This window comes from Selenomonas sp. GACV-9, from assembly GCA_900116485.1.
GTDB classification, from domain to species: domain Bacteria; phylum Bacillota; class Negativicutes; order Selenomonadales; family Selenomonadaceae; genus Selenomonas_A; species Selenomonas_A ruminantium_G.
The window spans coordinates 38,594-55,421 of the sequence record FPAX01000004.1; the positions used below are offsets into that span (position 1 = coordinate 38,594).

Annotated in this window: 17 protein-coding genes; 15 read left to right on the forward strand and 2 right to left on the reverse strand. The window is 36.2% G+C overall.

Going from position 1 to position 16,828, the window contains the following annotated elements; genetic code table 11:
- Window positions 1-6 precede the first annotated feature (6 nt).
- From BM322_RS05430 to gmd, 12 genes are all read left to right on the forward strand, one after another.
- Entirely contained in the window at window positions 7-1,398 is a 1,392-nt protein-coding gene (locus BM322_RS05430; RefSeq protein WP_218154608.1) for a sugar transferase, read from the forward strand.
- Window positions 1,399-2,529 carry a glycosyltransferase gene (locus tag BM322_RS05435; protein ID WP_075428896.1) on the forward strand — a complete coding sequence of 377 codons (1,131 nt, stop codon included), beginning with the start codon at window positions 1,399-1,401 and terminating at the stop codon, window positions 2,527-2,529.
- A 1-nt stretch (window position 2,530) separates the two neighbouring features.
- Entirely contained in the window at window positions 2,531-3,349 is an 819-nt protein-coding gene (locus BM322_RS05440) for a glycosyltransferase family 2 protein (protein ID WP_177220823.1), read from the forward strand.
- A complete protein-coding gene (locus tag BM322_RS05445) occupies window positions 3,346-4,122 on the forward strand; it encodes a family 6 glucosyltransferase (protein ID WP_075429012.1) in 777 nt (258 codons plus the stop codon). The genes BM322_RS05440 and BM322_RS05445 overlap by 4 nt, the downstream gene beginning before the upstream one ends.
- Entirely contained in the window at window positions 4,123-4,983 is an 861-nt protein-coding gene (locus BM322_RS05450; RefSeq protein WP_075428898.1) for an alpha-1,2-fucosyltransferase, read from the forward strand.
- A gap of 11 nt (window positions 4,984-4,994) precedes the next feature.
- Complete coding sequence (locus BM322_RS05455; RefSeq protein ID WP_075428899.1) at window positions 4,995-6,416, forward strand: hypothetical protein; 1,422 nt, start codon at window positions 4,995-4,997, stop codon at window positions 6,414-6,416.
- Window positions 6,413-7,522 (forward strand): glycosyltransferase, encoded by a 1,110-nt coding sequence (locus tag BM322_RS05460; RefSeq protein WP_075428900.1) that lies wholly within the window; start codon window positions 6,413-6,415, stop codon window positions 7,520-7,522. Before BM322_RS05455 ends, BM322_RS05460 begins: the two co-directional genes overlap by 4 nt.
- Before the next feature lies 1 nt (window position 7,523).
- The gene (locus tag BM322_RS05465; protein ID WP_075428901.1) at window positions 7,524-8,348 is read left to right on the forward strand and encodes a glycosyltransferase family 2 protein; all 825 of its coding nucleotides are present in this window, start codon (window positions 7,524-7,526) and stop codon (window positions 8,346-8,348) included.
- Between the two features lies 1 nt (window position 8,349).
- Complete coding sequence (locus BM322_RS05470) at window positions 8,350-10,023, forward strand: phosphoethanolamine transferase (protein ID WP_075428902.1); 1,674 nt, start codon at window positions 8,350-8,352, stop codon at window positions 10,021-10,023.
- A 157-nt stretch (window positions 10,024-10,180) separates the two neighbouring features.
- Window positions 10,181-11,515 (forward strand): lipopolysaccharide biosynthesis protein, encoded by a 1,335-nt coding sequence (locus BM322_RS05475; RefSeq protein ID WP_075428903.1) that lies wholly within the window; start codon window positions 10,181-10,183, stop codon window positions 11,513-11,515.
- A gap of 43 nt (window positions 11,516-11,558) precedes the next feature.
- Window positions 11,559-12,266, forward strand: a complete 708-nt coding sequence (locus tag BM322_RS05480; protein WP_075428904.1) for a hypothetical protein — start codon at window positions 11,559-11,561, stop codon at window positions 12,264-12,266.
- A gap of 85 nt (window positions 12,267-12,351) precedes the next feature.
- The gene (gene gmd, locus BM322_RS05485; RefSeq protein WP_075428905.1) at window positions 12,352-13,434 is read left to right on the forward strand and encodes a GDP-mannose 4,6-dehydratase; all 1,083 of its coding nucleotides are present in this window, start codon (window positions 12,352-12,354) and stop codon (window positions 13,432-13,434) included.
- Between the two features lie 30 nt (window positions 13,435-13,464).
- Here the strand turns inward: gmd and BM322_RS05490 are convergent, their stop codons facing one another.
- Both BM322_RS05490 and BM322_RS05495 read right to left on the reverse strand, forming a co-directional pair.
- On the reverse strand, window positions 13,465-13,866 hold the full coding sequence (locus BM322_RS05490) for a type II toxin-antitoxin system VapC family toxin (protein ID WP_318254544.1): 402 nt from the start codon (window positions 13,864-13,866) through the stop codon (window positions 13,465-13,467).
- Window positions 13,866-14,102: an AbrB/MazE/SpoVT family DNA-binding domain-containing protein gene (locus BM322_RS05495; protein ID WP_075428907.1), complete on the reverse strand. Its 237-nt coding sequence runs from the start codon at window positions 14,100-14,102 to the stop codon at window positions 13,866-13,868. Before BM322_RS05495 ends, BM322_RS05490 begins: the two co-directional genes overlap by 1 nt.
- An 82-nt stretch (window positions 14,103-14,184) precedes the next feature.
- On the opposite strand from BM322_RS05495, the gene BM322_RS05500 reads away from it, so the two are divergent.
- Genes BM322_RS05500 through BM322_RS05510 form a run of 3 tightly spaced genes read left to right on the forward strand, consistent with a single transcriptional unit; the run spans window position 14,185 to window position 16,802 of the window.
- Entirely contained in the window at window positions 14,185-15,492 is a 1,308-nt protein-coding gene (locus BM322_RS05500; RefSeq protein WP_075428908.1) for a sugar phosphate nucleotidyltransferase, read from the forward strand.
- A gap of 14 nt (window positions 15,493-15,506) precedes the next feature.
- Window positions 15,507-16,451 (forward strand): GDP-L-fucose synthase, encoded by a 945-nt coding sequence (locus BM322_RS05505; protein WP_075428909.1) that lies wholly within the window; start codon window positions 15,507-15,509, stop codon window positions 16,449-16,451.
- Between the two features lie 12 nt (window positions 16,452-16,463).
- Window positions 16,464-16,802: an acyltransferase family protein gene (locus BM322_RS05510; protein ID WP_075428910.1), complete on the forward strand. Its 339-nt coding sequence runs from the start codon at window positions 16,464-16,466 to the stop codon at window positions 16,800-16,802.
- The last annotated feature ends 26 nt before the right edge of the window (window positions 16,803-16,828 follow it).

Here is a 16,828-nt window from a genome sequence, read left to right on the forward strand (position 1 = left end):
GTTTACTTGCGAACACGCAGATTCCCTAAATCACGTAAGTTAATACTGTTTTTAGGCGATATGATATTGATTTCTGTTGCGTATATCTTGGCGACAAGTATTGTCCTGAACCGTGAAATCATATTTGCCAATATCTATCTGTATTCGGGGATGCTTCCTGTCATTATGGTTATCAGTGGTTTATTGCTGAATATCAATGGCCTCTATTCTATTGCCAGGAAACGATTTGCGGAGATTATCCTCAGCACCGTCGTGGCTACGCTATGTACCTTTATTCTGGTAATGGCATTGAGCTTCTTTTTCTATGAATCTGCGTATTCTCGTGGTGTGATAGCCGTGAGCTCTATCTTGCAGATTGCTTTGCTGACAGTATGGCGTTATATGGGCTGGCGATTAGAGCAAAAACTTCATAGCTGCCGTACGGTGATGCTTATAGGAAGTCCTGGGGAATGTGATCATGTATACAATCGGCTGCGGTTACAGCCGCAGCTCCAGCTGAAACTGAAATATATTTGTACAGATATGGAACAAAGTGATTGGCGTAAAGCGGCCGAAAAGATAGATGTCATCATCCTTTGCCCGGAAATGCGGCATCGCTACAAAGTAGCAGTTATAAATTATTGTCATAAAGCTGGCAAAACAGTGCTGCTGGTTCCCAATACATATGAGATCTTTTGTACAGGTGCGGTGCTGGATAAGATTGATGATATCCCCGTATTCCGCGCTCCGAGCCTTTACCCCAGTTTGGAAGTTCGTACATTGAAACGACTGCTGGATATTGTAGTGGCAGGTATTGGTTTTGCTTGTGCGTTGCCCTTTATGGTTCTCACGGCGATAGCGATAAAAATATTCGATCCAGGGCCAATCCTTTATAGTCAGATCCGAACGGGCAAGAATGGCAAGAAATTCCGAGTATATAAATTTCGCACGATGCGGGTAGATGCCGAAAAGTATACCGGCCCGATGCTGGCGCAGGAAAATGATCCAAGAATTACCAAGCTGGGGAATTTTCTCAGAACGGTAAGACTTGACGAACTGCCCCAGATTTGGAATGTGGTCATTGGTGATATGAGCATAGTAGGGCCTAGGCCGGAACGGCCATTTTTTGTGGAAAAGTTTGTACAGGAAACACCGGAATATGCATATCGACATAATGTAAAACCTGGCATAACTGGTATGGCACAGGTCTATGGTAAATACAACACCACGGCTTTTGACAAATTAGTCTATGACCTCATGTATATCGAAAAATGCGGGATGCTCACAGATTTGGCTATCATTATCCAGACGGTAAAGGTGTTATTTACGAAGAGTGCGACTGAAGGTACAGGTAGCGTGCAAAAGCCATTAGATGTTGATAAGTATGATATTGGTAAAGATGTTTTTGGAGATTTTTAAGTGAAAAAGGTTCTATTCATTGCTACTGTTGTAAAAACTCATATAAATGAATTTCATTTGCCATATATAAATAAATTTAAATCTTTAGGATGGCAAGTGGATGTGGCGGCTCACAATGATTTTACACCTAAGGATGACTTGAACATTCCTGGTTGTGATAAGTATTACGATATTAATTTTACCAGGACTCCATTATCATGGCAAAATATCGTTGCGTATAAACAACTAAAAAAAATTATTGATGTAGAGAAGTATAATCTTATCATTTGCAATACACCAGTAGGCGGTGCGATGGGACGTATGGCCGGGCGAAATGTATCGATAAGCAAAATTGTATATATATGTCATGGATTTCACTTTTTTCAGGGGAATAAATGGTATAGGAATATAGTGTATCGTGGTGTGGAATGGCTTTTGGCGCGATACACGGATTGTTTATTGACGGTCAATCATGAAGATTATGAAGCGGCAAAGCGGTTTCCTTTGAGAATACCCGGTAATGTTCATCGGATAAATAGTATTGGCTGTGATTTGCACAGATTTGATTTGCCGCCTTGCACTAAGCATATTATGCGGAAAAAACTTGGTATATCCATGGATGCTTTTGTGGTTATAACAGTAGCGGAATTGAATCGAAACAAAAATCAGCACACAGCTATAGAGGCTTTCTATAAGGCTGCTATCCCGAACAGTGTTTATATACTGTGTGGTAGCGGTAACAGTGAACAGGAATTAAAAGAGCAGGTACGGGCCCTGGGTATGGAAAATATAGTACTGTTCTTGGGGTATAGACAAGATGTTCCAGAACTTTTAAATATGGCGGATTGTTTTTTGTTCACATCTCGTCGAGAGGGATTGCCTATGGCTACGGTAGAGGCGATGAGCGTTGGATTGCCGGTTCTTGTTTCGGATATTAGAGGACCTAAAGATTGCATGGTCGTCGAAAAATCTGGATATAGATTTCAGCCCTTGGACGCTGATGGTTTTGCTGCTGGTTTGCGCAAGATATATAACATGACAGATACGCAAAAAAATACAATGCGAAAATTCAATATTTCTCATAGCAAGAAGTTTGCTATTGAGGATATTGTTGATAATGTCTTTGATATTTACAGAAGGTCAGGTTTTTAATGTGAATAAAAAGAAACAACCTTTGATTTCAGTAGTTATGGGAACATACAATCCACGAGAACAATATATAAAAGCAGCTGTTAAGTCGGTGTTGGCACAAACATTTACTGATTTTGAATTCATTATTTGTAATGATGGATCTGAGGCTGAGTACAGCAATATATTGTCCGCTGTAGAAAGTATGGATAACCGTATAAGAATGATTCATAATTCCCATAATTTAGGGTTGGCGGCCACTTTGAATCGTTGCTTGGAAGTAGCATGTGGACAATTTATAGCGAGAATGGATGACGATGATATATGCTTACCAAACCGATTCCGCGATCAGCTGGATTTTTTGAATAATAACAAAGAGTATATGTTCGTAGGAAGTTGTATTGACTATATAGATGATAACAGTAACGTATGGGGGCATAGAACAGTGCCTGCATTTCCTCAAAGAGAAGATTTTTTGTATAACAGTCCTTATGTTCACCCAACGATGATGTTCCGTCGCGAAGTATTTGCAAATGGAGATTTTTACAGTACACAAAAAATCGCTTTGCGTACAGAAGACTACGAATTATGGATGAGATTATATGGCCATGGAAAGTATGGTGCCAATATTTCGAAAGTGTTGTTGCAATACCGAGAAGGAGAAATGGGATATGCCAAAAGGAAAAGATTATACAGACTACATGAAATGATGGTAAGAATTATCGGGTTTTATGAAATGGGAGTCATATCCAAAGGGGCTCTATATATTCTTAAGCCTCTATTATTTTGCATTTTGCCAAGTTTTATTATAAGAAAATGGAGAAAACGGAGCTGTTGGACATGAAAATAGCGATTCTGTATATTGCGTTGGGGAAATATGATGTTTTTTGGAAAGATTTTTATTTATCGGCAGAGATGCATTTTATTAAAAGTATAAAAAAAGATTATTACATTTTTACAGATGCACAACATATATATAAAGAAGATGCTGATAATGTTAAAAAGATACCTCAAGAAAACTTGGGATGGCCTGGAAATACTTTGTTTCGATTCAATATTTTTTTAAATATGGAATCTGAATTGGAGAAATATGATTATATTTTCTTTTTTAATGCAAATTATATTTTCGTCAAGGATATAGATGTGGATTTTTTGCCTATAAACAAATTGCTAGTAGTGCAACATCCGGGTTATTATAATAAAAGAGTAAATAAATATCCATATGAAAAAAATCCTAATAGCTTAGCTTATGTGTCTAATAAGGAAAAAAAGACATATGTACAAGGATGTTTGGAAGGAGGTAGTAAGAAAGAATTTATAAATTTGATAAGAGATTTAGCTGGGAATATAAAGAATGATTATAGTAATGGCATTATTGCTAAATGGCATGATGAGTCGCATTTAAATAAATATATATGTAGTCATGAATATAAATTAATGCACCCGGGATATGCTTATCCTGAAGGTTGGGAAATACCATATCCGATGGAGATAATGACAAGAGATAAGAGAAAGATTGCAAGTTATGATGTGTTGCGTGGTACAAATAGTAAAGGTGGAAAAGCTATTTTAAAAAAAATAAAAATAAGATTAATTGATATAATGGAGCACTTTTAAGTGATTATAGTTAGATTTATGGGTGGCTTGGGTAACCAAATGTTTCAATATGCTTTTGGTTTGGCCGTTGAACAAAGAGGTATAGATGTTAAATATGATATTTCATGGATGAAATACCATTCAAAAAAAATGGAAATACAAGATGTTTTTTGCCTAGATTTGTCGGGTAAAATTGCTACTATAGATGAATGTAATGAGCTAGGATATACAAGATATGATGTATATGGAAGATTGCGCCAGATATTTAATGCTAAGAAAAGTTTTATTTATCAAAGAAAAGCGATAGATTCTATTCTATTTGATGAAAGCTTGATGTATAAGGATAATACATATTTTGCAGGATATTTCCAATGTGAACAATATTTTTTATCAATTAAAGAACAAGTAAAAAATGTATTTAAATTTAATGATAGTTACGTGGGTGATGAAGTAAATAATAGAGAATTGATAAAAAAAATTGTAACTTCTGAATCGATTGCTTTACATATCCGCCGCGGAGATTATTTGAATAATAATATTTATGATGCATTGGATGATGATTATTATACAAGAGCTATAAATAAAATGCATAGAATATATTCAAAGCCAATGTTTATTATTTTTTCGAATGATATTCCTTATTGTAAAGATAAGTATGATGATATTAATGCTGAATTCGTAGATTGGAATACAGGTAGATTTAGCTGGGTAGATATGTATCTTATGACACTATGTAAAGGTGTTGTGATACCTAATAGTACATTTAGTTGGTGGGGGGCTTGGTTAAATAATAATGATGTAAAAACAGTTATTGCGCCACGTCAATGGTTTAGAAATATTCGATCTGGAGATATAATTCCTGATTCTTGGATTAGATTGTAGGAGTATTGTATATGCCACCTTTTTCATTATTGTTTACAATAATTGTAATCTTTATTTTTATAAAAAAAGATACGTTACATAAAAAATATATAAATTTAGTTTCCGTGGAAATAATATTGGAAATGACTTATTTTCAGGGATATTATTTGAAATATTTTTGGGGGGAAGATGGTGGAAAAAGTTGTTCGGTTATATGTTCGTATATTCTATTAATTTTTTCAATATATATCTTATTTGTCCAAAGAAAAAAGATGCCGGAAAGACTGTTTTTGGCGGGGGGCACATATTTGATAATTGTTATATTAGGAATAGTTGTTCAATATATGTTTCCTTATGATGGATTGATATTGCCTAAAAATTCGACTTGGGATGAGTATGTAGGAGGAGATGTAGGACTAATCAAGTATTCGTTTAGCATTGAAAATTATATTGTTCCATTATGGGGAACAATTCGTTGGTTGTTTATTGTGTTAGCATTTAAGGTGATTTGTACTAAGGATGATCTAATATATGTGCTTGGAAAAGTTTATTGGTTCAGTTTGGCGATAGTATGTTGGGGAATATTTGAATTTGTGCTAAAAAATATTATCCATTTTGAGAATTTGCCATATGATATGGTGAAATTTTTCTTTGGCGAAGTTGACCAAACTGTGGATTATGTGCTAGAACGTAATGATTTGGTATCGCTCCAAGGGGCAACAAGAGAGCCGTCACATTTTGTCTTATCTTTATTAAATTTGTTTTTTGTTAGATTAGTAATATATCGATACAATAGTTTAAAGAATAATTTAAATATAGGTAGAGAGTTGTTATATTTTATACTAGTGTTTATATTGATGTATTTTTCACAAGGATTTACATCGATATGGTGTATTAGTATTGCACTTATTATGTGGTATTTATCTGGAGTACAACATAATAATACGATTAAATCATATATAAAAGGTGGATTTAAATTACTGTTAATAGTAGCACTTGGATGGTGGTTGGTAAGTATTCTAGTGGAATCTGACAATTATTATGGAATTAGGCTGGGAGCTGCTATAAGTATATTAGATTCATTGATGAATGGAGAGGGGGTTTCTGTGCTGGGGACAACTGGGGGGATGTCAACATTTTCAAGATTAACAAGTGTTTTTGTTTGTTTTCGAATATTTTGGGATAATTGTATTTGGGGATTAGGAATCGGTGCACAAACAGCGCATGCTATTACAGCTACTTTGTTATCTAATATAGGAATTGTTGGTATGATATCATGGATTGTATTGTTAAATACAAACGGTCTTGTAAAGCGTAAATATGATTTAAAAACTTTTTTGTTTTATTTGATAATAGGGGGACTGGTTACTGGTATGGGAAATAGTCCATTATATAGATTGTTTTTTGTGTTTCTTTTGGAGGCAACAAGTTTATATTATGAGGAGATAAAATGAAAGTATTACAGGTGTCTTGTAATGACCTTTCGAATGGTGGCGTTCAAAATGTTTTTATGAATATTATCGCTAATATGCCAGATTGTGATTTCGATTTGGTAGTTTTTGGTGATGGTGATGATTATTATAAAGACGAATTTTTAAAATTTGGTGGACGTATTTTTGCATTCCCAATATATCAAGGGAATAACAAGTATATAGCACAATTAGACAGAATACTTTGGATTTTTAGATTACCGTTATTTATCTTTTGTATAAATCGTAAATATGGCAACTATGATGTTATCCATTGTCATAATTATTTTGAAAGTTTTCTTTGTAATTTTGGGGCTTATTTGTCAGGTATAAATGTAAGAATATCTCATTGTCATAATAGTGCAGATCCTTCGGAAACCAAATGTTATAAATTATATACAAGTGTTTTGAGGATGATATTTAAAAGATATACAAATGTTAAAATTGGCTGCTCGTCAAAAGCAAATGAATATTTATATGGAGATGATAATGATGTATTGGTGATTAATAATTTTATAAAAGTCAATACGTGGTTACAGGAAAAGAGAAAATATAAAACACCTGATGGAAAATATTTATTTGTGCACATAGGAAGGTTTTGTTATCAAAAAAATCAACTATTTATGTTAGAAGTTTTTAAAGAGATTTCTTTGAGAGAACCAGATGCAAGATTAGCTATTATGGGATATGGTAATGATGAAAAAAAATTACGCTCATATGTTGAAGAAAATATGTTGAGTAATTTGGTTACCTTTTATCCACATGATTACAATAAGTATCAATTGTTAGCAGAGAGCAATTATATGATTTTCCCCTCGATTTCGGAAGGCTTTGGTATTGCTTTATTAGAAGCACAGATAATGGATTGTTTATGTTTTGTTTCAGATGCGATTCCAGAAAATACTGACATGGGGTTAGAGGTAAGGATATCATTAGAGAAAACAACAAAACAATGGGCGGAAATTATTTTAAAGTGTATTAAAGATAGATGCTCATATTGTGCTGATGAGAAAAAGATAAACAAATTTGATATGAGAAATATTATGAAAAAATATCGTCTTATATATAAAAATATTAACGAAAGGAGTTAGTATGGGACCGAAAATTAGTATAATTACAGTTTCATTTAATGCGGTAAATACAATTGAACAAACAATTACAAGTGTGCTCAATCAAACATATAATAATTATGAATACATAATAATAGATGGGGAATCTACAGATGGTACAGTTGACATTATAAAAAAATATGAGGACAAAATAACGTGTTGGATTAGTGAACAGGATAATGGTATTTATGATGCGATGAATAAGGGGATTGCACATGCAAATGGTGATTATATTCAGATTATTGGTGCTGATGACTGTTTTTGTAATGATGAATCGTTGACATCTATAGTTTCCCAGTTGAGTAATGATATTGATATATTAAGTGCATGTGAGTATGTGATAGTAGACGGAAATAGACAATTCAAATACAGTAATGCTTTTGCTAAAAATAAAGATAATTATAGAGGCGGTATGGTGCCGCATGCAGCAATGCTCGTAAAAAAATCTATATACAATAAATATAAATTTGATGAGAGTTATAAAATAGTTGCTGATTATAAATTTTTTTTACAGTGCTATTATGATGACGATATAAAAATAAAATTTGTTAGTGACTATATAGTTTTTTTTGATGGTAGTGGTGTATCTTCTGACTCAGTTGCCTGTAGACAGGAGGATGAACGCGTTTATAGAGAATTAAAATTATCTTTTAATAAAAAAACGAAACCTAAAAAATATAAACAGCTTATAAGGTCATTATTTATGAATATTGGTATTTATAAATATATCTATAATCAATATTTAAATTTTTTTGTTTATGAAAAACATAGGTGCGATAATAAGATTTGTCGTTGGTGTAGGAGGTAAAATGTTAGAATTAATAAATAGGAAAATAAAGTTCATTATATTTTTGTTGTTGACAAATTCTTCGACGGCATTTTGTTATCTTATACCTCCGATAAATGATATTTTTTATTCTATTGTACGATTTGTCGGTTACGAAGCTTTGGTATGTTCTTGGTGCATATTTGTGGTTTTGTTTGCTAGCTTTGTGGAAAAAAGATATAAAAAGATAGCACGGATGTTTCTGTATCTGCTGATGTTATGCAGTTTTGTTCTGTTTTTGGTCGATATTGTCCTTTTAGTTAAGTTTAATTCCATATTTGATCAAGCAAAAATAGAAATAGTATTGGGGACAAGTCCTAGCACTGTACGTGAATTTCTAGAGCTGTATTTATTAGATGTTCGGACTTTAATATATTTAATAATATTATGTGGCATAGCGTATAAAGTTATAAAAGTGAAAAGGGCTGATAATATACATGCTGGTTTGTCATATCTGCTGCTTGCTTTGGGAGCTGTTGGGGCAGTAGTGTTCTTTTTTAATGTTTATCGAACTGGATTGTTTGGTTTATTAGAGAAGAATATTTATAGAGGATTACTGATAAATCGTGTTTGCATGGATACATATGCTGCTATTGATTCTTTGGGGGATGAAGAGCGTATAACATTATCTTTTGATAATAGTGAAGAAAAGATAACAGAGAATGATAGTGACGACTTGAATGTGATTTTTGTCTTAGGCGAATCCGTGGACAGAAATAAGATGTCGGCATATGGTTATCATCTGAATAATACTCCATTTTTGTCAAGTTGGGTACATGATAATGAGGCGTATCTATTTAGAGATACAATAGCCCCAGCTAATTATACTACTAAGGCGATGGAATTGATATTTACATTTACAGATAAAAATGATCAAGGTAAATGGTATGATAATGCAAATATAATAGATGTTGCTAAAAAAGCTGGATTTCATACCGCTTGGATATCAAATCAAAGTCCTGTGGGAAAATATGGCAATACCGATAGAATACTGGCTAATCGTTGTGATTATTATGATTTTACAAGTGTTGAAGGTGGTGGGACAGGTTCCTTGACAAGACCGCTTGATGAGGAAGTATTGTCGTTATTAGATAAGGCAAAGTCTAGTGATAGTAATAAGAATTTTTATATTATTCATCTTGAAGGATCACATGAAGTGTTCTCTATGCGCTATCCTGCAGAATTCAATGTTTTTAATGAAAATGACGAAGGAACTGATAATGTAAAGTGGAATAAGTCACGAGCTGAATATGCAAATAGTGTGTTATATACAGATTATGTTCTTAATGAAATCATTAAGCGTTTTAAAAACGACAATGCGGTTGTAATTTATATTTCTGATCATGGCAATGATGTGTATGATGATGGAAGAAATTTTGTTGGGCATAGTGGTGAGAATGAAAGAAGTCCACATATGGTTGAAGTACCAATGTTTATTTGGGGATCGCAAAAGTATTGGTCAACACATCAATCCATGCGCGATTCAATCATTGCGGCTGTGAATAAACCATTTATGACGGATGATATGATATATTTGTTCGAAGATATCATGCAGATAAAATCTTCGTCGTATAAGCCTGAGCACAGTGTCGTAAATTCTCTCTTTGTGCCTAAAAGAAGAATTTACGGTGGTATTGATTATATTAAGAATGATTGATTATGTCGTTTGGTTATCGTAGAGTTTTTTGTAACTATACTTTTGATTTTGTTTACTGTCTATATCTAAGATGAATATGGATAAAGTTTATTAAAACTTAATACATACATGGTTGCAACATTGATTCTTTAAAAGCAAAAGTAAAGGAAAGGTTGTTTTGAGAAAGATAAATGATAGAGCTGGATTTGAAAACTCGGTACAAAGAAGTGTTAATGTAAAGAAGAATGTTCTTTATTCTGTCGTATTGAAGGCAGCTGGTATTGCTTTGTCTTTTTTTACTTTGCCGTTAACATTGCATTATTTAAATGCTGTAGAATACGGCGTTTGGATAACACTCTTTTCTATTATGAATTGGATAAATATGCTGGATGTGGGGATTGGATTAGGTCTGCGAAACAAACTAGCAGAAGCTGTAGCTATGCATGATAATGATTCTGCTAGGATATATATATCGACTGGCTTCTTTTCTATTTTGGGAATAGGTTCATTATTATTACTATTTATAGTCGTTTCGGTTCGGTGTATAGATATGCAAATCGTTTTCAATACATCGGATATTGATCCTAATGAATTGAGTTTGGCGATTTTGTCAACAGGGGTATTTGTTGTTATATCATTTGTGTTAAGTATAATTAATCAGATTTATTATGCGTATCAAAAAGCGGCTATACCAGGACTGATTAGTGTTGTAAATGGTGCACTGCTATTATTGATAATATATATATTAACATTTCAAGAAAAACATTCTTTGGTATGTTTTGTTTATGGGTTTGGATTTTCAATATTGTTGTCCAAAATTATATTTATTATAGCTTTTTTTTACAAGCATATAGATATGATTCCTTCCTTTAGCCACTTGCACTTATGTCGATTAAAAGAAATTACTAACCTTGGATTAAAATTTTTTATTATCCAACTTTGTTGTATTGTAGGGTTCGGCTTTAGTAATATTTTGATAACACAATTGTTAGGACCGGAATATGTACGAACTTATGATGTAATATTTAAAATTTTTAATTTTTCAGTAATGGTACAAAATTTAATTTTAACACCACTCTGGTCGGCATATACAGAAGCATACGCTAAAGGTGATTATAAATGGATTAAACGAGCATTTTTAAAAACTTGTCATATATCAGTACTTATTGTGTTTGTAATGTTATTCGTAGCTTTGTTTTTAGATGATGTATTATATGTTTGGCTTTCGATGAAATTCGTATATGATAAATGGCTGATAATAGGGATGATCGTTTATCATACACTATCATTATTTGCAGGCAATTATTGCATGATATTGAATGGCATTGGCAGATTGAATATACAGATGATAGCTTGGATTATTGCTGCTTTATTAATTATACCTTTAGCTTATGTTTTTACGATTATACTAATGATGAATATTGAAGGGATAATATGGTCATTAAGTATTTCAATGCTAATATTACTGTGCGCATTATCTTATGATGTTACTATGTTGTTTAGGAAATGGTAATTTAATATTTAAATATTTGAGCTTAAGCGTGAGGTATTTTGAGATGAATGTTGATATGGGAATTGTCCTTACAGGGACAATAAAACCTAATTCGAATTTTGTAGCAGTTAAAAGCGTTAGTGAAAGAAGGAAACAATATTTAGAAGCTATAAAATATTATTGCAAGTTTTGCCCTGTATGGTTTTTGGAGAATTCAGAATATGATATAGAAAGCGATAATGATTTTAAAAAAATAGATGGGTTAATCATTGTGAAATGCCCTGTCTCCAAGGCGTATGATAAAGGGAAAGGATATCAAGAGTTTGAAATGTTGGATAAATTCTTTTCGAGGACGGATATTCCGGAAATTATTATTAAGGTAACAGGTCGTTATATTATAGATGATTTTTCTCGAATAGTGCGTGATAGCCTTGAGATGGACGAAGCTTCTGTGTTAATTGATTTACACAAGAAATATAATTATGCAGATACTTATTTATTGACGTTTAAAACTTCATATTATAGAAAAAATCTAATGGGATTGTTCAAAAGAGTAAATGATAGTATTGGCATTTATGTTGAACATATTTATTATGAATACTTTATAAAACATAAAGAGGATTGTCGTTTGTATAAAAACGAATGCGATGTTTGCGGTGTAAGTGGGTCGTCAGGTGAAATATATGAACATAGAGTATGGTGGAAAAAAATTTTAAAATCATGTATACGAATATGCTTGGTTATCAAAGGAACAAAAACATTGCCTTGGTAATATTCGGTTATTGATATCTTTTTGGGGAAATCTATTGTTTTTATTTATATAGCGGAGCTTTTGATGTAGGAGGAAATTTAAAGTTATGAAAAAAGCATTGATTACCGGTGTTACCGGTCAGGATGGTTCTTATTTAGCGGAGTTATTGCTGGAAAAAGATTATGAGGTGCATGGCATAATTCGCCGTTCTTCGGTGGATTATCGTGAACGTATTGCGCATTTAGAAGGAAAGCCGAATTTTCATTTGCATTATGGAGATATGGGCGACTCTATGGGACTGATGGCTGTCATCAGTTCGGTACGTCCTGACGAAATTTATAATTTGGCAGCCCAGAGTCATGTGCAGGTTTCTTTTGATGCTCCGGAATTTACGGCAGATGTGGATGCTACAGGTGTATTACGCATCCTAGAAGCCGTTCGCCTTTGCGGACTCAAGGATACCTGCCGAATTTATCAGGCGTCTACGTCAGAGCTTTATGGCAAGGTTGAGGAGGTTCCGCAGAATGAGAATACGCCGTTCCATCCATATTCTCCGTACGCTGTGGCCAAGCAGTATGGTTTTTGGATTACGAAGGAGTATCGCGAGGCCTATGATATGTTCTGCTGCTCGGGGATTCTGTTCAACCATGAGTCGGAACGCCGCGGCGAAACTTTTGTTACGCGCAAGATTACGCTCGCAGCTGCCCGCATTGCGCAGGGTAAGCAGGAGAAATTGTATCTCGGTAATCTCGACAGTCTGCGTGACTGGGGCTATGCCAAAGATTATGTCGAGTGCATGTGGCTGATTCTGCAGCATGATAAGCCGGAAGATTTTGTTATTGCCACAGGTGTACAGCATTCAGTACGCGAGTTCTGTAAGCTGGCTTTCCATCATGCGGGCATTGAGCTGGAGTTTACTGGCGAAGGTATGGATGAGAAGGGCATTGATAAGGCTACAGGTAAGGTTGTAGTCGAGGTAAGTCCGGATTTCTATCGTCCTACTGATGTAGTAAATCTTTGGGGTGACCCGACAAAGGCAAAGAAAGAACTTGGGTGGAATCCAACGAAGACTACCTTTGAGCAGTTGGTAGAAATCATGGTCAAGCACGACATGGAAAAAGTTGCAGCTGAGCGACTGACGGAACATGTAAATTTAGCGGAATTTTTGGAAAAGGGCATTATAAAATGACGAGTCAATTCTGACTCGTCATGCATAGGGTTATTCATTTGCCCAATCTTCAAGAGTTAATCCTTCTACTCGTTTAAACTCACGTGTGTTATTGGTTACTAATGTCATGTTCAATGCTTTTGCATGTGCGGCTATCTGTGTATCAAGTGGGCCAATAGGTGTACCATTTAATTCCAATGTGGCTCGTACTCTGCCATATTCATATGCAGCAAGTTCGTCGAAGGGCATGATGTTTATGGCAGATAGGAATAAAGTGAGTGCCAAGCGGTTTCTGGCTTTGGCCTGACTTTTTTCCACACCGTGGCAAAGCTCGGCATAGGTAATAGAGGATATGCAGATTTCTGATGGTTTGTGGGCTTGTAATCGAGCTAAAACCTTTTCGGGACGTTTTTTGATAGCGAATATGCAGATGTTAGTGTCAAGCATATACATTATAGTGCATCCCTTTCCTGTGTCTGGGGGATATCGCGACCGTCAGCCATGAAATCATCACTAAACAGATCCAGGCTGGTCAGTAACATATTCCAGCTGTCCTCTTGAGACTTAGGGAAGAGCATCAGTACATCACCGACTTTGTGTGTGAGGACTTCACTCTCGTTGAAGCGGTACTCTTTAGGCAGGCGAACGGCCTGACTTCTTCCATTTTTGAAAATTTTTGCTGTGAGCATAATCATCACCTCTTTTTAAAGAAGTATATATCAAAGTATATATCAAGTCAAATCAATTATATTTATGATTGGAAGTGATTCTTTGCATATAGTGTTATTATCTGGTGGTTCCGGCAAGCGATTGTGGCCACTATCCAATGACATTCGCTCGAAACAGTTTATCCCGTTGTTTCCACAGGTGGATGGTTCATATCTATCTATGGCGCAACGGGTATTTCGGCAGATTCGCAAAGTAGATCGAACAGCTGACATCACTGTGGCTACGTCAAAATCGCAGGTGTCAACATTGAAAAATCAGTTGGGAGATCGTGTGGATATTTCCGTGGAGCCATGCCGTCGGGATACGTTTCCTGCTATTGTACTGGTCAGTGCCTATCTTCATGATGTGAAGGGTGTAGGGACAGATGAGGCGGTAGCCGTTTGCCCTGTTGATCCTTATGTGTCCACGGATTATTATCTTGCCGTTCAGCACTTAACGGAATTAGCGGCTAGAGGAACTGCTGACTTGATGTTGATGGGCATTGAGCCGACTTATCCCAGTGAGAAGTATGGCTATATCATGCCGGCTTCAAAAGATGAAATAAGTAAGGTCGATTCCTTCAAGGAGAAGCCGACGGCAGCTAAGGCTGCTGAGTATATCGAAAAGGGTGCCTTGTGGAATAGTGGTGTTTTTGCTTATCGGCTTGGCTATGTGCTAGAAAAGGCGCATGAGCTGTTGGATTTCAAAGGCTACGAAGACTTATATGAGAACTACGGCAATCTGACGAAAATCAGTTTTGACTATGCTGTGGTGGAGAAGGAGCGGAGCATTAGCGTGCTCCGCTATGCTGGGGAATGGAAAGACCTGGGCACTTGGAATACCTTAACGGAAATCATGCATGAGCCGTTTATTGGCGATGTGACCATGGATGATAGCTGCTTGGATACTCATGTGGTCAATGAAATGGATGTGCCGATCCTCGTGATGGGGGCCAAGAATCTTGTGGTGGCTGCTAGCCCTGAGGGGATATTGGTGGCGGATAAAGAGGCATCGAGTCATATCAAGCCCTATGTGGAAAATCTCACCCAGCAGGTAATGTTCGCGGAGAAATCCTGGGGCAGTTTCCAGATCATTGATGTGGAGGAAGACAGCCTGACCATCAAGGTGACACTGAATGCGGGCCACGGCATGAATTATCATAGCCATGCGCATCGGCAGGAGATATGGAATGTCGTCAGTGGTGAGGGGACGGTCTTGCTGGATGGGCAGGAGCGTGTGGTTAAGGCTGGCGATATCGTAGAGCTGCCAGCGGGGTGCAAGCACAAGGTTACAGCGCAGAGCCGTATGACTATTATGGAAGTCCAGTTGGGCGAGGCTATCTCCAAGGCAGATAAAATCAAGTGGGAATAAAGAGGCGTATCATAATGATGGAAAAAAATGCAAAAATTTATGTAGCTGGTCACAGAGGTATGGTAGGCTCGGCTATTGTCCGGGAGCTTGAGCGGCAGGGGTATACGAATATCATTACCCGTACACATAAGGAACTGGATTTGATCGATCAGGTGGCTGTGAATGTGTTCTTTGCGCAGGAAAAACCGGAGTATGTGTTCCTGGCAGCAGCCAAGGTTGGCGGTATCGTAGCCAATAGCGAGGCGTTAGCTGATTTCATGTATGACAACATGATGCTGGAGATGAACGTGATTCATGCAGCTTGGAAAAATGGCTGCAAGAAATTGGAATTCTTAGGCTCCAGCTGCATTTATCCGCGCATGGCACCACAGCCGATGAAGGAATCGTGCCTGCTGACGTCGGAGCTGGAGAAAACAAATGAGGCCTATGCACTGGCCAAGATTTCCGGGCTTAAATACTGTGAGTTTTTGAATAAGCAGTATGGTACAGACTATATTTCTGTTATGCCGACGAATCTTTATGGGCCCAATGATAACTATCATCCTACCCACAGTCATGTACTACCTGCACTTATTCGGCGCTTTCATGAAGCGAAAGAACAGGGGCTTGCGAAGGTAGCATGTTGGGGAGATGGCTCGCCTTTGCGTGAATTTCTTTATGTAGATGATTTGGCTAATCTCTGCGTGTTCCTGATGAATAATTATAGCGGCAACGAAACCGTTAACGCGGGAACAGGTAAGGAACTTTCCATCAAGGAGTTGACTGAGCTGGTGGCAGAGGTTATCGGATACGAAGGTGAAATTGTTTGGGATACCAGCAAGCCAAACGGCACGCCCCGCAAGCTCCTCGATGTGTCTAAAGCTGAGAAATTAGGTTGGACGTATAAGACAAAGTTAAAAGATGGCATTAAGCTGGCTTATGAAGATTTCTTAAACAATCCCATGCGGGCTGAGCGTTAAGGAGTTGATGGCGTGGAAGTAAAAAAACGCGATGCCTATTTGGATATTGTCAAGGGCATAGCTATCATCGCAGTAGTAGTTGGACACTGCATTCAGTTTGGTAGCGGAGCCGAATTCATGCAAGGCGATTTTTTTTATAATGATGTGTTTCGTTTTATTTATAGTTGGCATATGCCTTTGTTTATGCTGGTAAGTGGTTATCTTTTCAGCTTTAGCGTAAGACGCCATGATTGGCGAGCACTTATAATCAGCCGTTTTAAACAATTGGTCTTGCCTATGCTGTCATGGGCTATATTGATAACAATCGTTTTATGTACACTCGGGGGGGGGCAAAGGTACATTTGCCCATGATTTAACCAGACATTTCTTTAATGATA